Origin of the sequence: Aquamicrobium terrae, from assembly GCF_040545735.1 — a bacterium.
Lineage (GTDB): Bacteria > Pseudomonadota > Alphaproteobacteria > Rhizobiales > Rhizobiaceae > Mesorhizobium > Mesorhizobium terrae_A.
Genome location: NZ_JBEPML010000026.1, coordinates 1 through 21,813 on the forward strand (window position 1 = coordinate 1; position 21,813 = coordinate 21,813).

The window sequence follows — 21,813 nt, forward strand, 5'->3', positions numbered from 1 at the left end:
CAGGGTTCGAGCGCGGGACTGTTCTTCTCAAGGAAGTAGAGCAGGTTTTCCTCAGGAAGATTGAGCGCGCTCTTCCGCTCGGCCGCGCTGTCGTCCACCCTGCCACCCTTGGCGTCCACCGACGGCGGCAGGGTACGCCACAGGTCGTTGTAGGAGCGTTCCTGATATTCGAAGCGCTCGCGCGCGCCCTGGTCCTGCCTTTCAGAGGACAGCTTCGGCGGGCGCCGATAGCGGAACACCCCTTGTTCCATCAGGGCATGGGCTGCATCGAGAATGGCTTCCACCTGGGCAAGGCCATGGCGTTCCTCACAACTGGCGATAAAGTTCTTGGCGAAATCCAGATAGCCCAGTATCGAGGCCGCGTCGGTCCATTGCCGGAACAGGTAGTTGTTCTTGAAGAAATGGTTATGGCCAAGCGCGGCATGAGCGGTCACCAGGGCCTGCAGGGCCATGGTGTTTTCCTCCATCAGGTAAACGATGCAGGGATTGGAGTTGATGACCAGTTCATAGGCGAGCCCGCGCCCGGCCTTGCGATAGAGCAATTCCTGATAGAGGAAGTGCTTGCCGAACGACCAGTGGCGATACATCAGCGGCATGCCGACGGAGGAATAGGCGTCGAGCATCTGCTCCGACGAGATGATCTCCATCTGGACAGGGTAGACGTCCAGGTGAAGGTCTTCGATCGCGACTGCCTCGATTGCGTCGTAGCACTGCGACAATGTCCGAAAATCCCAGTCGGAGCCTGAAAACAGCAAGCCGGATCTGGCGCCAGCCTTGGCCATCAGCGTTTTCCCGCCGGCCGTTCCGGGGTGCCCGGCTGCCTGGTGAAAAGCTGGCGAAACACCGGATAGATGTCCGCCGCGGTGGCGATGCGGGTCATCTGGAAATTCGGCCATCGGTCACTGACCGTATCATAGGCGTGCCAAAGGGAGGTTCCGTTTTCGGTCGAGCCGAAGATGTGGCTTTCGCGTTCGTCAATGATCTCGACATAGGCGAAATACTGACAAAGGCGCATGATCTCGCCGTCCAGCAGGGATATGCAGCGCTCGGAATCGGTGGCGAAATTGTCGCCGTCCGATGCCTGGGCCGCGTAGATGTTCCATTCGCGGCTGGGGTAGCGCTCCTCGATGATGCGGCGCATTTCCTCGAGCGCCGTGGAGACGACCGTGCCACCGCTTTGCGTGCTGTAGAAGAAGGTTTCCTCGTCCACTTCCTGTGCTTCGTGGGTATGGCGGATGAAGACGATCTCGGTGGCGTCGTAGCGCCGCTTCAGGAACAGGTGCAACAGCACGAAGAAACGTTTGGCCAAATCCTTCTCACGCTCGCCCATCGAGCCTGACACGTCCATGAGGCAGAACATGACGGCGTTGGCGTTCGGCACCGGCTGGGCGTCGAAGCGGTTGAAGCGGATGTCGACGGGGTCGACATAGGCGATGAGCTTGCGCCGGCGTTCCAGCCTCTCGAGTTCCTCGCGCAGCAGCGCAATCTGCTGGCGCGCCGCGGCGTCCGGCCTGCCTATTTCAAGCGCCGCGATCTCCTGGGCGATGGCATCGAGTTCCTCCTGCTTTGGGCGCTTGAGGGCGATACGGCGGCCCTGGCTGTTGCGCATGGTGCGGCCGACGCTGATGTTGGTCGGCGCGCCGGCCGCCGTGAAGCCGGCCCGGCGCGGCTTGAAGGCAAGGATCTCCTTGAGGTTGACCTTGACCAGATCGGGCAGTTCCAGATCCTCGAAGAAGAGATCCAGCACTTCCTTGCGCGAGAGCACGAAGCGAAAGTCGTCTTCCGACTCCTTCAATCCCGGACTGGAAGCGCCGGCACCCTGGCCGGGCTTGGGCAACCGGTCGCCGGGCACGAACTGCTTGTTGCCCGGCAGGACATGGCGGCGCTGGCCGCTGTCCCCGGCATGGCTGAAGCTTGGCTCGCTCGTGCCTGTGGCCGGCATGGAAACGACATGGTCGGCATCGACATCGGCAATCCTGCCGGCACGTATCTGGTCCCGGATGCTTCGCTTGAGTTCGTTGCGCACACGACGGAGAAAGCGCTGGCGGTTGCCGAGGCTCTTGTCCTTCGGGTTCAGGCGGCGGTCGATGAAGATTGGCATGACGAGCCCCCCGCTGGCCTCAGCCGGCCTTGTTGACCCGCATGTACCAATCCACAAGCCGGCGGACCTGCCGCTCGGTGTAGCCGCGCTCGACCATGCGCTGGACGAATTCCGTATGCCGCTTCTCGGTCACGCTGTCTTGCTTGGAGCCGAAGCTGATCACCGGAAGCAGGTCCTCGACCTGGCCGAACATCCGTTTCTCGATCACCTCGCGCAGCTTTTCGTAGCTGGTCCATGCCGGGTTGCGGCCGTTGTTCCTGGCGCGCGCGCGCAGCGTGAATTTCACCACCTCGTTGCGGAAGTCCTTCGGGTTGGCGATCCCGGCCGGCTTCTCGACCTGCGACAACTCGTTGTCGAGAACGTCCCTGTTGAGGATCTGGCCGGTATCGGGGTCCTTGTAGTCCTGATCCTCGATCCAGGCGTCGGCATAGGCGATGTAGCGGTCGAACAGGTTCTGGCCGTATTCGCTGTAGGATTCCAGATAGGCTTTCTGGATTTCGTGGCCGATGAACTCGGCATAGCGCGTCGCGAGTTCCGACTTGATGAAGTCGAGATAGGCGGCTTCCGCTTCCTTCGGAAACTGTTCGCGCTTGATCGCCTGTTCGAGGATATACATCAGATGGACCGGATCGGCCGCCACCTCCTTGGTGTCGTAGTTGAACGTCTGCGACAGGATCTTGAAGGCGAAGCGTGTGCTGACGCCGGTCATGCCCTCATCGACGCCGGCGGCATCGCGGTATTCCTGGACCGATTTTGCCTTGGGATCGATTTCCTTAAGGTTTTCACCGTCGTAGACGCGCATCTTCGTGTAGAGCGGCGAGTTGTCGTGCTCTGCCAGCCGGGTCGAAACCGTGAACCTGCTGAGAATGTCGAGCACCTCCGGCGCGCAGGGGCTGCCGGCCAGTTCGCTCTCGCGCAACAGCTTTTCATAGATCTGACGCTCTTCGGTGATGCGCAGGCAATAAGGCACCTTGACCACCAAGATGCGATCGAGGAATGCCTCGTTGTTCCTGTTGTTCTTGAACTGCAGCCATTCCGATTCATTTGAGTGGGCCACCACGATGCCCTGATACGGAAACGCGCCGAAATTCTCGGTGCCGTTGTAGCTGCCTTCCTGCGTCGCGGTCAGCAGGGGATGCAGAACCTTGATCGGGGCCTTGAACATCTCGACGAATTCGAGCAGCCCCTGCGTGGTGCGGTTCAGGCCGCCGCTGTAGGAATAGGCGTCCGGATCGGACTGGCTGAAATTCTCGAGCTGCCTTATGTCGACCTTGCCGACCAGCGCCGAAACGTCCTGGTTGTTTTCGTCGCCGGGCTCGGTCTTGGCGATGGCGATCTGGCGAAGCCGCGACGGCATCAGCTTGACCACGCTGAACTTGGAGATATCGCCGGACAGTTCGTCCAGGCGCTTGGCCGCCCATGGCGAAATCAGGCCGTTCAGCCGCCGCCGCGCGATCCCGTATTTGTCCTCCAGGAGATCGGCCATGCGCTCGGGATGGAACAGACCGAGCGGCGATTCGAAGATGGGGCTGACCGCATTGCCGACCTTCAAGGTGTAGATCGGCCGCTCCTCCATGAGCTTCTTCAGCCGCTCCGCCAGCGATGACTTGCCGCCGCCGACCGGGCCGAGCAGGTAGAGGATCTGCTTGCGTTCCTCCAGCCCCTGCGAGGCGTAGCGGAAATAGCCGGCGATGCGTTCGATGGTGTCTTCCATGCCGTAGAAATCGGCGAAGGAGGGATAGAGCTTGATCGTCCTGTTCGAGAAAATCCGGCCCAGCCGCTCATCCTTGCTGGTGTCGACCAATGTCGGTTCGCCGATCGCCTCGACCATTCGCTCCGGTGCGGAGGCATACAGGGATTTGTCTTCACGGCAGGCCAGAAGGTATTGCTGGAGGCTCATCTCCTCTTGGGCCGCATTGGCATAGATCTCCGAGAAAAGTTCGAAGACGTCGGTATTTTTCTGGGTCATGGCTGCCTCACATCAAGCCGGTCCGGAAGCCGGCCTCCCATCCTATCAACTACAGGATACCCCCAGTGGTTCCCTTCACAAAACGGAGATCGCGTCAGGTGACGGTGGAATGACGTTCAGTTGATCATGGATCGGCCAATTGTCGTAGCCGTAGTCGGATGACTGATCCGCGGACCAGAAAATTAACCGATGGGAAAGGCAGTCTTCAGATCTTCGACTTCGGTGGGGGTCAGGTAGCGAACACGCTCGTTGCGCAGGATGACGGCAAGCTTTGCGGATTCTTCCAGTTCCTCGGCCGCAAAAACCGCTGACGGCAGGTCCCGGCCAGATACAACCGGGCCATGATTGGCTAGAAGAACCGCAGCATGCTTGCCGCCGAGTCCTCTCACCAGATCGCCCGCGCATTCGTCGCCCGGCCGAAAATAGGAGAGGAGCTTCACCTGTCCGACACGCATGACCACATAGGGCGTCATTGCTGGAATGCAGTTCTCTGGATCGACATCGGCCATGCACGACAGGGCGGTGGCGAAGGTGGAATGGAGATGGACGACAGCACCCGTCTGCGGCCGTGTCTCGAAAAATGCCCTATGCAGGAAGGCTTCCTTGGAAGGCCTGTCACCCGACACATGACGCCAGCCGGCGTCGAGCTTGCTGATCCTGGCCGGGTCCAGGAAACCCAGGCAGGAATTTGTCGGCGTCATCAGGAAGCCGTCATCGAGGGCGGCGCTGATATTGCCGGCGGAGCCGACCGAAAAGCCCCTGTCGAACAGGGATTTGGCGAACCGCGCCAGGTTCTCGCGCAATCTGCTTTCAGCATTCATCGTCCGGCCAGCCTTTCGAGAGCCTTTACAAAGAAATCCGGTGCGCCGAAATTGCCGGACTTCAAGGCCAGTGCAACAGGATCTTTGCCTGTCGAAACCAGAACCGGTACGCCCGGGTCGATTTCCGGCCCGATTGCGACCGCCTTCAGATCGAGCGCCGACACCACGGCGCCGGAAGTTTCGCCGCCCGCCACGACGAGACGCCTGATGCCCGAGTCCACCAGCCGGCGCGCCGTTTCCGCAAACAGTTCGTCAAGCATGCCGGCGACGCGATCCCGGCCATATTTCTGCTGAATGGAGGTCACTTTCTCAGGTGTCGATGAGGAATAGACGAGGGGTGCCCGGCCTGTATTTTCGATCAGGAAAGCGGCCAGGTCGCCCGCCGTCACCTTGCCGGTGATGACGTCGTTCACCTCGATGGCACGGGAGGGATGCCGTGTCTTGTGTAGGGCGATCTGTTCGCGGGTCGCGGCCGAGCAACTGCCCGCAAGGATCGCCTCAGGTCCGCTGATGCCTTCGACACCTCTGTCATGCGCGCCGGCAAGTCCCTGCGCGATGAAATTTCCGGGCAGGCCGATGGCAACGCCGGAGCCGCCCGTGATCAAGGGGCTACCAGCGGCAGCTTTTCCGATGGCCACGAGATCGTCGTTGGCGATGGCGTCGACGATCACGAGGGTCTCGCCCCGCGAGGCCGCGGCCGCCAGGCGTTCGGCAATTCGCGAAGCGCCGGCACGTACCGTGTCGAGGCCGATATGCCCGACGGGTTCCTTGGTCTGGAGCGCCAGCCAGCGCCGGATGTCGGCGTCAGTCATCGGGTTGAGGGGGTGGTTCTCAAGGCCGGATTCATTGAGCAGCCGGTCGCCGACGAAGAGATGGCCCTGATAGACCCGCCGGCCCGTATCGGGAAAGGCCGGGCAGGCGACAACACCCTTTGATCCCAGCCTTTGTGCCAAGGCCTTGGCCACCGGCCCGATATTGCCCTGCGGCGTGGAATCGAAGGTCGAGCAATATTTGAACAGGATCTGCCGGCATCCCTGCCGTAGCAGCCACTCCAGCGCCTCCAGCGACTGCCGGATCGCTTCCGGAGGGGCGATGGACCGGCTCTTGAGCGCGATGACACCCGCCTCGACATCGGTGGGTGCACCGAAGGATGGCGTGTCGAGGTATTGAACGGTGCGAAGCCCTCCTTGCCCCGGAAGGCCCTTGGAAATGGTGTTGGCGACATCGCTTGCGCCGGTGAAGTCGTCCGCTATCACGCCAAGAAGCATCGGTTCGGTTCCCCTTTCCGCCCTCCGTAAGCCTGAAGCCGGAAGGGCACCTGCATCCATCCCGTCCGTTTACCTCTGGCAGGCCGGATAATTTTCGTAGAAGGACGGGCCGGCATGGCTCAGCCTGACCTCGCCCTTGACCCCCATTTTTTCGGTCCATGGCCGGCCATATTGCTGCAGGGTGTGCTGGATCTTCTCGGCGTAGGGGACGCCTTGTGCGCGTATCTGGGCCCGGAACGCATCGAGGTCGGGGAATTGCTCGGCGGCGCCCCACCATATGGCCCGGCCCGCGAGATAGCCGCTGGCGCCGGCGCGGAAGGCGTAGGTGAGCACGCGGCGGAATGGTTCCATGCCGGCTCCGGCCGAAAGCATAACCCACGGGCGGTCCAGCAGCAGATCGATCTGGTTGAACCACTCCTGGGCGGACCGGCTTTCGGGGCTGTCAGCGTCCGGATCGGCAATGGTGTTGGCCGGCAAGGGGGTTTCCAGCTTGAAGATATCGACCCCGTAACGCTCCTTGCGGAACTCCTTGACGGTGTCGATGACCATTTCCGGCCGCTTGTTGGGATCCTCGCGATACTCCGGAGAACCCGCCTCCGACAGGAAGGGATGGACCAGCGGCTCGAGAAGGAATGCAATGTCGTGGCGGCGGCATTCCGCACCCACGGCTTCCACCAGCGCCTGCTGATGCTTCAAGGTGTCGGGCGACGCATCGGGCCGATACCACAGCATGAGTTTCACCCCATCCGCGCCCATGCGCTTGATCTTCTCGACTGACCAGTTCGGATAAAGCAGCGTGCGCCGGCCCCCGGCATCTTCCTCGCAGTCCCACTGTTCTGCCGTGACCAGCAGGCCCTTAGATGGGTCGAGGCTGCGATAGCCATAGGGAAAGGCATAGCCGGGGTCGACCAGCATGGCCGAGGAATAGGGCGACAATTCCTGGATCAGCAATTCCTTGATCGCGCCGACGTCCTCATAGGCGCTTTTGCCATCCGGCCGCCGCGACGCGACCAGCGCCTCCACCCCCGGCCGCTGGTCGACCGCCGTCATCTTGAAGTACCCGTTGGCGTCGGCTAGGCGGCGCAACGACCAATACTTTCCTGCTGATAATTCCATGTGCTTCCCCGAATTTTGCGGCTGTCGATGCGTTTGTGATTTTTCTCCTATAGACAAGATTTTTCCAAAAGTGTAGTCATGACAAGAATTTTTCATTGGCCTCATTCGACCGGGAGGAAAGATGGCCGATCGCCTTTGCTTCATTCACACGGTGGCAACGCTGGTGCCGCGCTTTGCCGAACTGGCAAGCCAGCACCTGCCGGGTGTCGACGTGTTTCACACCCTCGATGAATCGCTGCTTCAGGACCTGCTTCGTCACGGTCCCGGTACCTCGATCACGTCGCGCGTCGTGGGTCATGCGGAGCTGGCGGCGGATGCCGGTGCAACCGCTATCGTCTTCACCTGTTCCTCCACCTCTCCGGCGGTCGACGTCGCCCGGCAGGTGGTCAATGTGCCGATCATCAAGATCGACGATCCGATGGCGCGCACGGCCGTGTTGAACGGAAAAATAATCGGCGTTCTGTGCACCACGTCGAGCACGGTGGAGCCGAGCCGGCAGCTTCTGGCCACGCACGCGGCAGTCGCCGGGCGCGAGGTCGAGATCGTGCCGCATCTGGTCGCCGATGCATTCGATGCGCTCCGTAGCGGCGACCGTGCAACGCATGATCGTCTGGTTTCAGACAGCGCTGCGACGCTTTCCGGGCGCTGTGACCTCCTTGTCCTTGCGCAGGCATCGCTTGCCCATCTGCGCGACGACCTCGAAGCCGCGCTCAGCCGTGCCGTCCTTTCCAGCCCCGGTCCGTTGATGGCGGAGCTTGTCAGCCGTTTCGGCAAGGGCGATGGCAAATGAGCGCCCGTGTCACCTGCGTCGGTATCGTGACGCTCGATCAGGTCTATGAGGTGCCCGCCATAGGTGCCGGAGGCGGCAAGGTGGTCGCCTCCTCCCGCTCCCTTTGCGCGGGCGGTATGGCTGCGACGGCAGCCGCCGCTGCGGCAAGGCTCGGCGCGAAGGTCGAGTTCTGGGGCAGGCTGGGCCGGGACAGCGTCGGCGATTTCCTGTCCGACGCCCTGGTCGAGGCGGGGATCGGTATAGGCGGCCTGCTTCGCTGCAAGGAAGGGTCGTCCCCCAGTTCGGCGGTGCTCAAGGACTTGGCGGGCGAACGCCTGATCGCCGCATTCCCCGGAAGCGGCTTTGCTGTCAGCGCCGAGGATTTGCCCTTGGATAGCATCGGTGCGGAAACCGTCGCGCTGGCCGATCTGAGGTGGGCGCAAGGGGGCGCAACGGCCTTTCAGCGAGCGCGCAGTCTGGCCGCACCTACGGTTCTGGATGCCGATATCGGAGATGCCGAAACCGTTGATGTCCTGGGCAGGATGGCCGACCACATCATCTTCTCCCAGCCCGGGTTGTGCGCCTTCACCGGCAAGGACAGCGTCGGATCGGCGCTGGCGGAAGCAGGGCGGCATTTCGACGGGTTGGTTTCGGTCACCCTCGGTGCCGATGGCGTGCTGTGGCTGGACGATGGCCAGGAGCACCGTCTTCCCGCGCCGCGCATCAACCCACGCGATACCACCGGCGCGGGTGACGTCTTTCACGGAGCCTTTGCGCTCGCTGTGGCCGAGCGTAGGGCTATCGAAGCTTGCTTCAAATTTGCCTCCGCGGCCGCGGCCGCGAAATGCCTCAACGGTACCGGCTGGCAGTCGCTGCCGGATCGGCGGCAGGCCGATGCCATCGAAACCACCACCTACAGGTCCATGAGCCATGCATAATCCGTTGGGAATTCACGCCTTCACCTGGTCGAGCCCCTGGAACATGGACGACGGGTACCATGCCGTCGAACGGGCCGCCGCGCTCGGCTACAACATCATCGCCGTTCCCTTGCGCGACATGTCGGCGATCGATCCGGCCGCGCTGGTCAAGATGCTTGAGGTCAACGGCATGCGCACGCGCGCCGCAATGGGCATGTCGCTCGACGCCGATATTTCGAGCGCCGACTGTGAAATCGCGCAAAAGGGCGAGGCCCGGCTTATGCAGGCGATCGCCATGGCGCGGGATATCGGCGCCACGCAAATGGGCGGCATCATCTATTCGGCCCTGACGAAATACACCGTCGCGCCGACACCGGAGGGCCGCAGGCACTGCATCGAAATCCTGGCCAGATGCGCCGAAGCTGCCAAGGCGGCGGGCATCACCATCACCCTGGAGCCAGCCAACCGCTACGAAACCAATCTGGTCAACACGGCCGCCCAGGGATTGGCTCTTATCGAGGCAATCGGCGCCGACAATGTGCTGCTGCATCTCGACACCTATCACATGAACATCGAAGAGAATGATATCGCCCAGGCTATCCGCGCCTGTGGCCACAAGCTCGGCTATTTCGAGGTCAGCGAGAGCCATCGCGGCTATCTCGGATCGGGTCAGGTCGATTTCGTCTCGACCTTCCGTGCCCTTGCAGAGATCGGCTATTCGGGGCCTATCGGCTTTGAGGCATTTACCAGCAACCGCACCAAACCGGCCCTTGCAGGGATCATGTCGCTGTGGCGGCCGCTGTGGGAGGACGCCGACGACATTGCCGCGCATGCCCGCGATTTCATCCGCACCCAGCTTGCCTCGGCCCGGCGGGCCATCGCGACGCGGCCTTGAGGCATCTCGGGAGGCGGCGTGGCTGAAAGGGCACAGGCGAAATGACCTACAATTTCGATTTCGGTCCGGTCTGGCAGAGTATGGATCAACTGCTTTGGGGGGCATGCCTCACCGTCAAGCTCACCTCCATTTCCTGTCTGTTCGGCTTTCTGATCGCGATCCTGTGCGTTTTCGTGCGTATGCGCAGCGGCCGGATCGGAACGACGCTGGTTTCCTTCTATGTCGAGATCATCCGCAACACCCCGCTGCTGGTCCAACTCTTCTTTATCTTCTTCGGACTCCCGAGCCTCGGCATCCGGCTTGATCCGACCTATGCCGCTCTGGTGGCGATGACGGCCAATGTCGGTGCGTATGCCGCCGAAATCCTGCGCGCCGGCGTGGAATCGATCCCGCGTGGCCAGAGCGAGGCCGGTTTCGCTCTCGGCCTGAGCGAGGTGCAGATCTTCCGCAAGATCGTCCTGCCACCGGCGGTCCGGGCCGTTTATCCGGCTCTTTCCAGCCAGTTCATCATGCTTCTCCTGGGGTCGAGCGTGGTGTCCGCGATCTCCGCCAATGATCTGACGGCCGTCGCCAACACAATCCAGTCGCAGAACCTGCGCAGCTTCGAAGTCTACTTCACCGTGATCGGGCTCTATCTCGCAATGTCGATCCTCTTCCGGTTGGCATTCGGGGCCATCTACTCGTCCATCTACGAGCGGAAAGGGCATTGGTGATGCGCGCATTCGGATGGTCTGAATTCCTGTTTATCCTGAGCGCGCTGCAATGGACCTTGCTGCTGACCGCAGTCGCGCTGGTTGTCGGCGGGGTGTGCGGATTGCTGGTCGCGCTGCTGCGCATTCAATCCGCCCGCTGGATGCGCCTGCTTTCGGCCGGCTATATCGAGCTGTTCCAGGGAACGCCGCTGCTTTTGCAACTCTTCGTGGTCTATTTCGGCATCGGGCTTTTCGGCGTGAACGTCGATGCCTGGACAGCCGCGGCCGTCGCGCTTTCGGCGCATACAGCGGCGTTTCTGGGGGAAATCTGGCGGGGCTCGATCCAGGCGGTGCCGCGCGGGCAATGGGAAGGCGCCCATGCGCTGGCCCTGTCCTATGGTGCCCAGCTTCGCCTCGTCATCCTGCCACAGGCGGTCAGGATCGCCATCGCGCCGACGGTCGGCTTCGTGGTGCAGCTCATCAAGGGCACCTCGGTCACGGCGCTGATCGGCTTCACCGAAATCACCAGGGCGGGGCAACTGGTCAACAATGTCACTTTGAGCCCCTTCATCGTCTATGGCGTGGTTGCCGGCCTCTACATGCTGCTGTGCTGGCCGATTTCGATACTCAGCCGGCGGCTCGAGAAGGGTCTCGACCGCACCCGGCGATCACGCCCAGGCAAAACCCGGAAGCAAACTGTTTGAGGAGGAGAAACGCATGCGCAGATTGATGTCTTTGATAATGGGCGCGACCATGGCCATCGCCGGCTGTGTAATGGCCCAGGCCCAGACGACCGACGAGATCGTCAAGAAGGGAACCTTGTCGGTCGCCATCGACATTACCAACCCGCCCTATGGCGGGCTGGACAATTCGATGGAGCCGGCTGGCATCGACGTCGACATCGCAAAGCTGATGGCCGAGCGGCTTGGCGTAAAGCTGAACATCGTGCAGGTGACGGGGCCGAACCGCATTCCCACGCTGCTGAACAATCGCGCCGATGTGGTCATCGCATCCTTTGCGCCGACGGCGGAACGCGCCCTGCAGGTTGCGTTCTCCGAACCCTATACCAACGCCCAGCAGGTGATCGTGGCCCGCAAGGACCGCACCGTCTCGAAGGCCGAGGATACTTCCGGCATGAAAGTGGCGGTCGTTCGCGGCAATGCGCAGGACGTGGCCTTCACGGCGGTAGCACCGTCGGATGCGGAGATCATGCGCTTCGACGATGATGCCGGCACGATCCAGGCCCTTTATTCGGGGCAGGCCGACGCGCTCGTCATCGGCAATGTGGCCGCAGAAGCCGCCATCCGCCAGGGGCCGCCCGACCAGTTCGAGGTGAAGCTCTCCATCCGCGACAACCCGATGGCCGTGGGCATGCGCCGGGACCAGTGGAACCTGCTCCAGTGGATCAACACCTTCATCTTCAATATGAAGTTCACCGGCGAGCTGCGGGCGATCCACGAGGCGCACGGCGTGCCGTACCCCTACTGATTTTTCGAGCAGGCCGGACGCCAGGCAGTGGCGTCCGGCCATCCCCGATGGCCGCAAGGGGCGGTCTGCAAGGAGTGGCGATGCGTATCGAGACACATGATGCAATGATCCTGATGGAAGACGTCGGCAAATGGTATGGCGACTTTCATGTCCTTCAGGACATCAATCTCAAGATCAGTGCCGGTGAGCGCATCGTCGTATGCGGGCCATCCGGCTCGGGCAAATCGACCCTTATCCGCTGCCTCAATCGCCTGGAGCATCACCAGACAGGCAGAATCGTCGTCAATGGCGTGGAACTGACCGACCGCATCAGGCAGCTCAGCGGTCCGTTGAGCGAAATCGGCATGGTCTTTCAGGGCTTCAACCTTTTCCCTCATCTTACCATCCTGGAGAACTGCACGCTGGCGCCGCTGACCGTTCGCAAGATGAAGCGCAAGGATGCGGAGGCAAAGGCCATGGCATTTCTGGAGCGCGTGAAGATTCCCGACCAGGCGTCGAAATATCCGGGCCAGCTTTCCGGCGGCCAGCAGCAGCGCGCGGCCATTGCCCGGGCGCTGTGCATGAGCCCCAAGGTCATGCTTTTCGACGAACCGACCTCGGCTCTCGATCCCGAAATGGTGAAAGAGGTTCTGGATACCATGGTCGGGCTTGCGCAAGACGGAATGACGATGATCGTGGTCACTCATGAGATGGGCTTCGCCCGCCAAGTCGCCGATCGCGTGATCTTCATGGACAAGGGCAGGATTGTCGAAGAAAACAACCCGCAGGATTTCTTCGAGAATCCGGCGAACGAACGAAGCAAGCTTTTCCTGTCGCAACTTCTGCATTGAGGGGTGCCGGTTGGGCGATCGGTCTGTACAGAAACGAAATGTAACGATAGGAACAGCGGCGAGGTGCGATGAAGGCCGGACAAGCGCGCAGAGTTGACGATGTCCTGCAATCCATTCAGCAGGAGCTTGATGGTTTGAGTGCCCGCCTTCAGCAGGCCGGCACCTATGTGCTCGAACATCCCAACGACGTCGCTCTCCAATCCATTACCGCCTTGGCGAAAAATGCGGACGTGCAACCTTCCGTCTTCATGCGTCTGGCGAAGCATTTCGGTTTCTCCGGCTTTTCCGATTTTCAGAAGGTGTTTCGAGCCGCCATTGCCGACCAGTCGCCGACTTATGGCGAGCGCATCAAGCATCTCCAGCGTGACTTTCCGGATTCGAGCGTGGCGTCGAAGCCGGTCGATTTCGTCCGGGGGTTCGCCGCCATAAACGCCGATGCCCTTAGCCACCTCGCCACAAGCATCGATGAGGAAACGGTCAACCGGTTCGCACGCCGCCTCACGGAGGCCTCGGAGATTTTCATTCTTGGCCAACGCCGCTCGCATGCGGTCGCCAACTATCTTTCCTACGCCCTGATGCGGGCCAATCTGCGCACCCGGCTCCTGGTTGGCGCCGGCGGGACGCTGCAGGACGAGATCCGTCTCATGCGCAAGGGGGATCTGCTCGTTGCGATAAGCATGCACCCATATTCGACGGAAGTGCTTGCTCTGGTCGATTCGGCAAAACAGGGCGGACACGATGTCGTCGCCCTGACGGATAGCGACTATAGCCCTCTCGCGAAACGTGCCGATACGTCGATCGTGGTCCGTGACGTCCACTATCTGGGGTTCACGTCGCTGGTCGCGCAAATGTGCCTTGTCCAGGCGATCGCCATCAGCATTGCAGCCGATCTGGCACAGACCGACGGCTAGGTTGGTTCGCCCTTAATCTGTTTCCAGCGACATCACCGAGGAGGGGCGCAGCACCAGGCTTGGGGGTGAAATAACGGCTGGTTCGGCGCTGGTCTGCCCCAGGCGGGCCAGGAGCAGGTCGACCGCTGCGGCCGCCACATGGTCCAGATGCAGATCGACCGCGGTGAGGGGAGGCGTGGCCAGCTTGGCGCGCATGCCGTCATAACGGGTGGCGAGCCGAAGGTCTTCGGGGACCCTGCGCCCCATGGCGCGCGCCGCACTCAAGACGCCGGTCGCGAAGGCGTCGACCGGCACGCATAGGGCCGAAATGGTGGGCTCTGCCCGCAGCAGGCGTTCGGCTGCCTCGGCCGCGGCCTGTTCGCCGCCCCGTTCATCGACGCGGATGGCAAGGGGTGAGGAGCCGGCTTGCGCCATGCGCTCCGCATAGGCGGCTTCCATCTCGATATAGGAATTGCGCCTTTGCAGACCTGTGATCAGGCCGACGCGGCCGCCACCTGAAAACAGGTGGTCGAGCAGAAGATGCGCCGTCGCTCCGCTCTGCAAATCCACGAAGGGAAGGTCGTCTCGCCCGGGCGCGCGTCCGATGCAGACGACATTCACACCGCGATCGGAAAAGAAATCCAGCACCGGATCATCGCGTTCCGGCTCGACAACGATGGCGCCATCCACTTCGAGCGCCTCGAGGCTGTCGCGCGGCCCGAGCGGCGGTACGAGGCAAAGGGAAATGCCACGCGAAAAGGCAGTGACGGCGGCGGCGGCCGCGATCTCCATCAAGAAACCCAGCCGCGAAGGGCCGGCAGCCACGGCGAAAGGCATGGATGAGACGAGGGCGATCGACCCTGCCCGGCCGGTTCGCAAACGCTGAGCCCGGTGATTGGGGCGGTAGCCGATCTCGTGGGCGAGCACCTCGATGCGCTTGCGTGTTTCCGGCTCGACATAGCGCCGGCCGCTGAACGCGTGCGATACGGTGGTAACGGATACGCCTGCCGCCTTGGCAAGGTCGGCGATTGTCGGTTTCCCCATGATGCCTCCAGCGAAATTTGTCCTAGCACGCCGTTGGCAGCTACGCAAAACGATTTGCACGAGGCAAAAACTGTGCTACGGAATCTGCTATGCAAAACGATTTGCATACACGGCTTGAGGAGGCCGGGAGGAGGAAACATGCATAATAAAATGAATGGAGTTGTCGATCCGGCCGACGAAAGACTGCCATTACGCAGCCTTGTGCTGTTCGGCCTGCAACATGTGCTGGTGATGGCGGCGTCGCCCATCACTGCCGTCTTTCTCGTGAGCAAGGCGCTTGGCTTTTCCGATGCCGTGACGGTTTCGCTCATCAGCGCCACTTTCTTCGTCTGCGGCGTAGGCTCCATGTTGCAGAGTTTCGGGCCGAAGGGTTTTGGTGCGCGCTTGCCTTTCATCATGGTGCCCGGCGGCGCGCCGATCGCCATCTTCCTGGCCATCGCGCAGCAGACAGACGTCCAGACGGCGGTGGGCGCCGTCATCATGACGGCACTGTTCTATTTTATCGCGCTGCCGGTGTTTCGCCGGCTCCTGCGCTATTTCCCGCCCATCGTCGTGGGAACGATGCTGCTGCTGGTCTCGGTCAACCTGGTGCGCATCTACGGCGTGACGATCACTGGCAAGCCCGGAACCGAAGGCTTTGCCGCGCCGGTTGAGGTCGGGCTGGCCCTGCTCACCATCGTTCTCACCATTGTTGCTGCGCGCGTCTTTTCCGGCACGCTCAGACGCCTTGCTGTCATGCTGGGCCTCGTGGCGGGCTCGCTCGTGGCGCTTGCCCTCGGCCATATGGATCTGTCTGGCGTGCTTGCCGGTCCGGTTATTGCCGTTCCGCAGCTTTTTCCCTTCGGCATGCCGAAATTCGATGTCATCGCCGCCATTCCGCTCATCGTGTTCTCGATCATTTCCATGGCGGAAGCGACCGGTCAGACCATCGCGACGGCCGAAATCGCCGGCCGCCGCGGCGATGCGCATGCGATCGTCCCGGCGACCATTCGTGGTGATGCGCTGATGTCGCTGGTCGGCGGACTGTTCGGCACCTCCCTGATCATCACCAGCGGCGAGAATGTCGGCATCGTGCGGGCGACCAACGTCAAGTCGCGCTACGTGACGGCGATGGCCGGCGCCATCCTGGTGCTGATCGCCCTGGTCGCGCCGATCGGACGGATGGCGACGGCCTTGCCGGAACCCGTCGTCGGCGGTACGGCGGTCATTGTCTTCTCCATCATCGGCGTCATCGGCATTGATCTTCTGCGCCGTGTCGACCTGCGCGAGCACGGGCCGATGTTCACCCTGGCTGCGGCCCTGTCGATCGGGCTTCTCCCGATCCTGGTGCCCGGCGTCTACAGCCAGTTCCCGCAATGGGTCCAGATGATCCTCGGCAACGGGCTTGCCGCCGGCACCATCACAGCCGTCATCGTCAATGCCTTCTTTTCCCATAACGGTGTCGACAAGCATCGCGCAGAGGCGGTGCCCTCCCTGCGATCCACCGCCCAAGGAGCAAACGAGTGAGCGCAATCCGCGAGAAACTGTCCGGAGCCGGTGACCTTCTCCTGCGCCCCGGCCGTGTCCTGCTGCCGGAAGGCCCCCGCGCCGGCATGGCGGTCGTCGTGCGTGCCGGAATGTTCCACCGGGTCGACACGGCGGAAGCCGTGGTCCGGGATCATCCGGAGCTTGCGCCGGTCGATCTGCCCGACCATCTGCTGATGCCCGGCTTTGTCGACACCCACACGCACCTGACCCAATCGCTCGGCAAGTCGCTGGTCTTCGGGGAGCCGTCGGAGATCTTCCGGCGGATCTGGGTGCCGCTGGAGGGCAGCCTGGACGAGCGTATGGTCTATCTCTCGGCAAAGCTCGCGGCGCTGGAATGCCTGCGCGGCGGCTTCACCGCCGCCGTCGACGCCGGCACCCGTTCGGAAGGCCATATCGGCGCGCTGGTGCGGGCTGCAAGGGAGGTCGGGCTTCGCAGCGTCGTCGGTTTCATTTGCAACGATCTTGGCGGAACCGCGCAGATTCCGGAACCGGATGTCATCCTGCGCCAGGCCGAGGACCACCTGTCGGCCTACCGGCATGACCCGCTGATCCACCCGTCGTTGGCGATCTCCATTCCGGAGGCGGCGAGCAACGGGATGCTGAAGGCGGTCTCCGACATGGCGGCGGCAAACGGCGTGGTCTTCCAGACCCATGTCAACGAGCATCTCGTCGCCGTCGAGCGCTCGCTCGTGGCGCGGGGGCGCCGGCCGATCGAGCATCTGGCACATCTCGGGGCGCTCGGCCCCCAAGTCCTGCTGGCGCATTCGACGCTCATCACGCCGCACGAACTCAATCTGCTGCGGGAGACCGATACCGCCATCGCCTACAATCCGGTGGCCAGCCTGTGGAAGGGCAACGCGGTCGCCCCGGCGCTCCAGATGGCGGCGCTCGGCATCCGCTTCGGGCTCGGCACGGACGGAACGCGCGCCGACGGCTTCCGGCTGATGGATGCCGGCGAAGGCTTGCAGCGTGCCGGCTTCGGCCTTGCCACGGGGGACTCGTCCTGCGGCGGCGGCTGGCTCTGGCTCGACCGGGTGACGACAGGCGCCGCGCATGCCGCGGGCCTGTCCGGTGTGACCGGCTCGATCGCCGAGGGCCTTGCCGCCGATTTCCTGCTCGTCGATCTCGATCGGCCGGAGTTCACGCCCTCGCACGATCTGATGTGGGAACTCGTCCGCTACGGCAACCGCGACCAGATCGACGCCGTCTTCACGGCCGGGCAGCTTCGGCTTTGGCAAGGCTGGCCTGTTGATTGGGATGCGCGGGCCTTGTTGGCGGAGGTGCGCGGCGATACGGCCGCGGCCATCGCCAAGGCGCCGATCCAGCGCATCCACCCGGTTTCGCAAGCCCATCGCGGTCTCGGACACTATCAATGAGCTTGAGCCTTATCGCCATCCTGGCGGCCGTGACCTTCGTCTCCGCCTTCATCCAGGGCACGCTTGGCATCGGCTTCGCGCTGATCGTCGCGCCGGTCGTCGGCATGCTGAAGCCTGACCTGCTGCCGGTCACCCTGCTTCTCCTGATGCTGCCGCTCAACCTGCATGTCGCGGCGCGCGAGCGCGAGCATGTCGACTGGTCGGGCGCGACATGGATCACGATCGGCCGCTTCGCGGGAACATTCGCCGGTCTCTGGCTGCTGGCCGCCCTATCGCTCGACCAGCTCGATCTTGCTGTCGGCGCCTTCACCGTAATCGCTGCCGGGGCTGCCCTGGTCGCTCCGCCTTTTTCGCCCAACAAGCCGAGCGCGCTGGGTGTGGGCCTGTTCACGGGCGTCACCGAGACCGCCACCGGCATCGGTGGCCCGCCGCTCGCCTTGCTCTACCAGCACGCCGGGGCACCGGTCTTGCGGGCAACAGTGGCGCTCTGCTTTTTCGTCGGCGAGGTCATGTCGCTGATCGTCCTGGCCATTTCCGGGCGCATCGGCTCCGAGCAGCTTCTGGCTGCGCTCTACCTGACACCGCCGGTCCTGCTTGGAAGCGCCGTCTCCCGGTTGGCACACCATCGCATCGGCGGACGCGGGCTCCGGCTTGGCGTCCTGACCTTCGCCATTGCCAGCGGATTGTTTCTCATCGTTCGATGAACCCAGAAACCGATCTCCGGGAGACGCAATCGGCGGCGTGGCGGCGACCACGAAGGTCGCGCCGGGACCGCATTTTTCGGCGTGTCAGACCTGTGGCGGGAAGGGCGGGGCCACAGGCTCAGTGAAAGTACGTTGCAATTGCCCCCAGCCTGGTTCGTGCATGTGCGCTTGCAGGCCGGCTCGCTCCATGAGGGCTTTTGCTTCCGCCTCGCCGAATGCCAGGGCTTCATGCATGTCGGCGGTTAGGACAATGCCGTCTTCCATGAGGATTTTTCCATTGACGAAAACCTTATCCACATCGCTGCCGAGAACCTGATGAACCAGCCGGTGAACCGGCATCCAGTTGGGCGTCAGATGCGGCTTGCGCATGTCGATAACGACGATGTCGGCCTTCTTGCCGATTTCGAGGGAGCCGATCTCGTCATCCATGCCGATGGCCTTGGCCGCATCGATGGTTATCATTTCGAAGATCTTGCCGGGCGGCAGAATGTAGCGGTCATGATTGTGCAGGATATGCTGGGTGGATTGTGCTGAGCGTGCGATCTGGAACATGTCGAAATGCCGGCTTGGTGCCGCCCCGTCCGAAGTGATCGCGACCGGTACGCCGCGCGCCATCATCTCCATGATCGGAGTTGAACGCCCGGGCGGCGCATGGGTGACGTGGGTGCCCGTTTCGGCCAGTATGTCTATCTCTTCATGCGAAATGCCCCAGCAGTGCTGCAAATGCACATCGGAGCCCAGCAGCGCATTCTCCTTGTCCTGCCAAGCCATGCGGATCTGGCCGGCGAAGGCATCGGAATGGATGCGTACACCCCATTTGCGCGCGGTTTCACGAATTCGCCGCGCCTGCATCCGGTCGTTTTCGGTCAGCTTGACCGCCCAGTCGGGCGTCGAAGCGTTGGAAGGTTCAACAGAAGGTACGATGGTGAACGGCGTTAGGAAGACCTTGATGCGGCCTTCCGAAGTGCCGTTCAGCGTCTCTATGACGGATTCCGCACCTTCGATCATCTCCTCGAACGAAACGGCATGCCTTTCGGGCTTGCCGCTTTCCCAGCGTGTTACGCTCTGCGGCCAGGGCAGGCCGGCAGGGCCTACACAGATGATTTCGCGCAAGCCCAGTTCCGAATAGGCGCGTGCGTGGTTGATCGCGAAGGCCGGATCGTCGCTGCGTGGCATGGATGTGATGATGCTGGCCGACGTCGTCACGCCTGCGCACAGCCTTTCCAGACCCGATACAAGCCCGTCCGCATACCAGTAGTCACGGGTGACGTAATGGTAGTACATCGGGGTGACGATGCGCATCCATAGCGCATTGGTATCGGCGGCGACGCTGCGGATGAGCGAATGTCCGGCATGGCCGTGGGCATCGATGAGGCCCGGGATGATCATCTTGCCGCGGCAGTCGAGCACCCTCTTTCCGGGATGGCGCGCGACCAGTCGATCCGATGATCCGATATCGACAATCCTGGTGCCGGATATCGCCAGCGCCCCGTCACCGATGATGCGGCGTTGGCCGTCGACCGTTACGATCGTGCCATGCAGCAGAAGATAGCCATCCATCCTGTTCTCCTCTTCCCCAACTTCCATCTGGCGTGGCAGAGCTTTGGCTGCCTCCCTGCTTGTCGATGTTTGTAACGATAATTGCCAACAATTTCGTTGACAATAAAATTTATGGCCTCGATACTTCGATCCATCCGCCCCATCAGTGAACCAGGGTTGTTATCGATATGAGGGAGAGGGCATGTCGCGCTTGAACAGGTTTGTTGCTTCCATGCTGACGGCGGCGGCCATCGCGTTGCCAGCGATCGCAACGCGGGCCGATGCGGCCACGCTGAGGTGGGGCAGTCGCGCGGATATCTATTCGCTCGATCCGGATTCGGTTCCCTCCACGTCCAATCTGGCTTTCCTCAATCACATCTACGAGGGCTTGATCCGTTACGGGCCCAATTTCGAGATCGAGCCGGCGCTGGCGACCGAGTGGAAGCTGGTCGACAACAAATATTGGCGCTTCACGTTGCGTAAGGGCGTAAAGTTTCACGATGGGGCGGACTTCAACGCAGACGATGTGGTCGCATCGATGAATCGCGTTTCCGACCCGACTTCGCCGTTGCGCGGCAACATTCCGCTCTATGTCGGCGTCAAGAAGATCGACGACTATACGGTCGATGTCGAAGTCTCGGCCCCTACGGCGCTGTTTCTCAACGACATGACCAACATCTTCATGTTCGACGCTCAGTGGCTGAAGGACAACGACGCTGAGAAGCCGACCGATATCGCGTCCAATACGGAAAACTACGCCACGCACAACACGAACGGCACCGGTCCGTTCAAGCTGGAAAGCCGCGTTCCGGATTCAAAGACCGTTCTGCTGGTCAACGACCAGTGGTGGGATGAGAAGAAACACAATCTGGAGCGTATAGAGTACATCCCGATTTCTTCGGCAGCGACACGCGTGGCCGCACTTCTTTCCAACGAGATCGACCTGGTGGATTCCGCTCCGGTTCAGGATCTGCCGCGTCTGGAGTCGTCTCAGGGCATCAAGGTGAGCAAGCGCACAGAACTGCGCACCGTCTTCATCGGATTCAACGGCAAGGAGAAGCTTGAGGACGGTCGTCCAAACCCGTTCCTGGACGTCCGGGTGCGACAGGCAGTGGAGGCATCCATCGACCGCGACCTCATCAACCAGAAGGTGATGCGAGGTCTGGCGCGGCCATCGGGCTCGCTCATTGCACCGGAAATCTCCGGTTATGCGGCGGCGCTCGATACCTACCAGCCGGTAGATGCGCAACGTGCCCAGAAGCTTCTCGAGGAAGCTGGCCAGACGGGCCTCGCCTTCACCTATCTATGCATGAACGACGAGAGCATCAACGAGGAAGATTTCTGCTCGGGCATCGCAAACATGCTCAAGCGCAGCGGTTTCCAGCCAACAATCGACATGGGACCGCGTGCCGTGCAGCAGCCGAAGCGCACCAACGGCAAGGCCGATATGTTCAATCTGAGCTGGGCAAACGAGCCGACGCTCGATGCCTATTCGCTGCTGTCGCAGGTTCTCTCGACGCGCAGCGGTTCGACCGGTGTCTCCAATTATGGCGGCTGGTCCTATCCCGAGCTTGACGAACTGGTAAAGAAGGCTGCCCAGGAGCCGGATAACGCCAAGCGCCTCGCCCTGGAGGAGCAGGCCCTCAAGATCGCCAAGGACAAGGCGATCCTGATCCCGCTTCACCAGCAGCCGATTGCCTGGGCGATGCTGGACAAGATTGAAAGCGTCGACTTCCGTGCCGATAACAAGCCGCGCCATTGGCACACGCAAATGGCTGAGTAGGCCGCGCCCTTCGCATCTCCGACAAGGAGCGCCTTGCCCCGGTAAGGCGCTCTTTTGTTATGCGGCACGACATGAAACCGGTTT

20 protein-coding genes are annotated in these 21,813 nt (G+C 62.1%); 12 read left to right on the forward strand and 8 right to left on the reverse strand.

Translation table 11 applies throughout. From position 1 onward, the window contains the following. The 6 genes from ABID37_RS23820 to ABID37_RS23845 all read right to left on the reverse strand — a co-directional run. Positions 1-782: SpoVR family protein (locus tag ABID37_RS23820; RefSeq protein ID WP_354199395.1), on the reverse strand; the 782-nt coding region annotated here is incomplete at its 3' end. Then, complete coding sequence (locus ABID37_RS23825; RefSeq protein ID WP_354199397.1) at positions 782-2,101, reverse strand: YeaH/YhbH family protein; 1,320 nt, start codon at positions 2,099-2,101, stop codon at positions 782-784. The genes ABID37_RS23825 and ABID37_RS23820, both read right to left, overlap by 1 nt. Before the next feature lie 19 nt (positions 2,102-2,120). Beyond that, on the reverse strand, positions 2,121-4,070 hold the full coding sequence (locus ABID37_RS23830) for a PrkA family serine protein kinase (protein WP_354199399.1): 1,950 nt from the start codon (positions 4,068-4,070) through the stop codon (positions 2,121-2,123). Positions 4,071-4,252: 182 nt separating this feature from the next. Further along, positions 4,253-4,891, reverse strand: coding sequence for a 3-oxo-tetronate 4-phosphate decarboxylase (otnC, locus tag ABID37_RS23835; RefSeq protein WP_354199401.1), 639 nt, complete (start codon positions 4,889-4,891; stop codon positions 4,253-4,255). Then, the gene (gene otnK, locus ABID37_RS23840) at positions 4,888-6,159 is read right to left on the reverse strand and encodes a 3-oxo-tetronate kinase (RefSeq protein WP_354199403.1); all 1,272 of its coding nucleotides are present in this window, start codon (positions 6,157-6,159) and stop codon (positions 4,888-4,890) included. Before otnK ends, otnC begins: the two co-directional genes overlap by 4 nt. Before the next feature lie 69 nt (positions 6,160-6,228). Next, positions 6,229-7,419, reverse strand: coding sequence for a tagatose 1,6-diphosphate aldolase (locus ABID37_RS23845; protein ID WP_354199405.1), 1,191 nt, complete (start codon positions 7,417-7,419; stop codon positions 6,229-6,231). Between ABID37_RS23845 and ABID37_RS23850 the strand changes: the two genes are divergently transcribed. The 8 genes from ABID37_RS23850 (at position 7,397) to ABID37_RS23885 (ending at position 13,777) form a co-directional block, all read left to right on the forward strand. Then, positions 7,397-8,065, forward strand: coding sequence for an aspartate/glutamate racemase family protein (locus tag ABID37_RS23850; protein ID WP_354199407.1), 669 nt, complete (start codon positions 7,397-7,399; stop codon positions 8,063-8,065). The genes ABID37_RS23845 and ABID37_RS23850 overlap by 23 nt on opposite strands. Continuing rightward, on the forward strand, positions 8,062-8,982 hold the full coding sequence (locus ABID37_RS23855; RefSeq protein ID WP_354199409.1) for a PfkB family carbohydrate kinase: 921 nt from the start codon (positions 8,062-8,064) through the stop codon (positions 8,980-8,982). Before ABID37_RS23850 ends, ABID37_RS23855 begins: the two co-directional genes overlap by 4 nt. Next, positions 8,975-9,856: a sugar phosphate isomerase/epimerase family protein gene (locus ABID37_RS23860; protein ID WP_354199411.1), complete on the forward strand. Its 882-nt coding sequence runs from the start codon at positions 8,975-8,977 to the stop codon at positions 9,854-9,856. Before ABID37_RS23855 ends, ABID37_RS23860 begins: the two co-directional genes overlap by 8 nt. A gap of 41 nt (positions 9,857-9,897) precedes the next feature. Further along, complete coding sequence (locus ABID37_RS23865; protein WP_354199413.1) at positions 9,898-10,569, forward strand: amino acid ABC transporter permease; 672 nt, start codon at positions 9,898-9,900, stop codon at positions 10,567-10,569. Further along, positions 10,566-11,252 (forward strand): amino acid ABC transporter permease, encoded by a 687-nt coding sequence (locus ABID37_RS23870; RefSeq protein ID WP_354199415.1) that lies wholly within the window; start codon positions 10,566-10,568, stop codon positions 11,250-11,252. The genes ABID37_RS23865 and ABID37_RS23870 overlap by 4 nt, the downstream gene beginning before the upstream one ends. A 13-nt stretch (positions 11,253-11,265) precedes the next feature. Beyond that, positions 11,266-12,036: a transporter substrate-binding domain-containing protein gene (locus ABID37_RS23875; RefSeq protein WP_354199417.1), complete on the forward strand. Its 771-nt coding sequence runs from the start codon at positions 11,266-11,268 to the stop codon at positions 12,034-12,036. A gap of 80 nt (positions 12,037-12,116) precedes the next feature. Next, positions 12,117-12,866 carry an amino acid ABC transporter ATP-binding protein gene (locus ABID37_RS23880; RefSeq protein WP_354199521.1) on the forward strand — a complete coding sequence of 250 codons (750 nt, stop codon included), beginning with the start codon at positions 12,117-12,119 and terminating at the stop codon, positions 12,864-12,866. 68 nt (positions 12,867-12,934) lie between these two features. Continuing rightward, positions 12,935-13,777 carry a MurR/RpiR family transcriptional regulator gene (locus ABID37_RS23885; RefSeq protein WP_354199419.1) on the forward strand — a complete coding sequence of 281 codons (843 nt, stop codon included), beginning with the start codon at positions 12,935-12,937 and terminating at the stop codon, positions 13,775-13,777. A gap of 12 nt (positions 13,778-13,789) precedes the next feature. Here the strand turns inward: ABID37_RS23885 and ABID37_RS23890 are convergent, their stop codons facing one another. Then, complete coding sequence (locus ABID37_RS23890; protein ID WP_354199421.1) at positions 13,790-14,800, reverse strand: substrate-binding domain-containing protein; 1,011 nt, start codon at positions 14,798-14,800, stop codon at positions 13,790-13,792. 138 nt (positions 14,801-14,938) lie between these two features. Between ABID37_RS23890 and ABID37_RS23895 the strand changes: the two genes are divergently transcribed. Genes ABID37_RS23895 through ABID37_RS23905 form a run of 3 tightly spaced genes read left to right on the forward strand, consistent with a single transcriptional unit; the run spans position 14,939 to position 18,407 of the window. Continuing rightward, positions 14,939-16,306 carry a uracil-xanthine permease family protein gene (locus ABID37_RS23895; protein ID WP_354199423.1) on the forward strand — a complete coding sequence of 456 codons (1,368 nt, stop codon included), beginning with the start codon at positions 14,939-14,941 and terminating at the stop codon, positions 16,304-16,306. After that, positions 16,303-17,703, forward strand: a complete 1,401-nt coding sequence (locus ABID37_RS23900) for an amidohydrolase family protein (protein ID WP_354199425.1) — start codon at positions 16,303-16,305, stop codon at positions 17,701-17,703. Before ABID37_RS23895 ends, ABID37_RS23900 begins: the two co-directional genes overlap by 4 nt. Then, the gene (locus ABID37_RS23905) at positions 17,700-18,407 is read left to right on the forward strand and encodes a sulfite exporter TauE/SafE family protein (RefSeq protein WP_354199427.1); all 708 of its coding nucleotides are present in this window, start codon (positions 17,700-17,702) and stop codon (positions 18,405-18,407) included. Before ABID37_RS23900 ends, ABID37_RS23905 begins: the two co-directional genes overlap by 4 nt. Before the next feature lie 84 nt (positions 18,408-18,491). Here ABID37_RS23905 and ABID37_RS23910 read toward each other — a convergent pair whose 3' ends face one another. After that, the gene (locus tag ABID37_RS23910; RefSeq protein ID WP_354199429.1) at positions 18,492-19,967 is read right to left on the reverse strand and encodes an amidohydrolase family protein; all 1,476 of its coding nucleotides are present in this window, start codon (positions 19,965-19,967) and stop codon (positions 18,492-18,494) included. Positions 19,968-20,148: 181 nt separating this feature from the next. Between ABID37_RS23910 and ABID37_RS23915 the strand changes: the two genes are divergently transcribed. Beyond that, positions 20,149-21,729 carry an ABC transporter substrate-binding protein gene (locus ABID37_RS23915; protein ID WP_354199431.1) on the forward strand — a complete coding sequence of 527 codons (1,581 nt, stop codon included), beginning with the start codon at positions 20,149-20,151 and terminating at the stop codon, positions 21,727-21,729. Positions 21,730-21,813: the final 84 nt, after the last annotated feature.

Coding starts and splice junctions, on each gene's coding strand:
- ABID37_RS23825 (WP_354199397.1), bottom strand. CDS start 2,101: ATGCCAATCTTCATCGACCGCCGCCTGAACCCGAAGGACAAGAGCCTC.
- ABID37_RS23830 (WP_354199399.1), bottom strand. CDS start 4,070: ATGACCCAGAAAAATACCGACGTCTTCGAACTTTTCTCGGAGATCTAT.
- otnC (WP_354199401.1), bottom strand. CDS start 4,891: ATGAATGCTGAAAGCAGATTGCGCGAGAACCTGGCGCGGTTCGCCAAA.
- otnK (WP_354199403.1), bottom strand. CDS start 6,159: ATGCTTCTTGGCGTGATAGCGGACGACTTCACCGGCGCAAGCGATGTC.
- ABID37_RS23850 (WP_354199407.1), top strand. CDS start 7,397: ATGGCCGATCGCCTTTGCTTCATTCACACGGTGGCAACGCTGGTGCCG.
- ABID37_RS23845 (WP_354199405.1), bottom strand. CDS start 7,419: ATGAAGCAAAGGCGATCGGCCATCTTTCCTCCCGGTCGAATGAGGCCA.
- ABID37_RS23855 (WP_354199409.1), top strand. CDS start 8,062: ATGAGCGCCCGTGTCACCTGCGTCGGTATCGTGACGCTCGATCAGGTC.
- ABID37_RS23860 (WP_354199411.1), top strand. CDS start 8,975: ATGCATAATCCGTTGGGAATTCACGCCTTCACCTGGTCGAGCCCCTGG.
- ABID37_RS23865 (WP_354199413.1), top strand. CDS start 9,898: ATGACCTACAATTTCGATTTCGGTCCGGTCTGGCAGAGTATGGATCAA.
- ABID37_RS23875 (WP_354199417.1), top strand. CDS start 11,266: ATGCGCAGATTGATGTCTTTGATAATGGGCGCGACCATGGCCATCGCC.
- ABID37_RS23880 (WP_354199521.1), top strand. CDS start 12,117: ATGCGTATCGAGACACATGATGCAATGATCCTGATGGAAGACGTCGGC.
- ABID37_RS23885 (WP_354199419.1), top strand. CDS start 12,935: ATGAAGGCCGGACAAGCGCGCAGAGTTGACGATGTCCTGCAATCCATT.
- ABID37_RS23890 (WP_354199421.1), bottom strand. CDS start 14,800: ATGGGGAAACCGACAATCGCCGACCTTGCCAAGGCGGCAGGCGTATCC.
- ABID37_RS23895 (WP_354199423.1), top strand. CDS start 14,939: ATGCATAATAAAATGAATGGAGTTGTCGATCCGGCCGACGAAAGACTG.
- ABID37_RS23905 (WP_354199427.1), top strand. CDS start 17,700: ATGAGCTTGAGCCTTATCGCCATCCTGGCGGCCGTGACCTTCGTCTCC.
- ABID37_RS23910 (WP_354199429.1), bottom strand. CDS start 19,967: ATGGATGGCTATCTTCTGCTGCATGGCACGATCGTAACGGTCGACGGC.
- ABID37_RS23915 (WP_354199431.1), top strand. CDS start 20,149: ATGTCGCGCTTGAACAGGTTTGTTGCTTCCATGCTGACGGCGGCGGCC.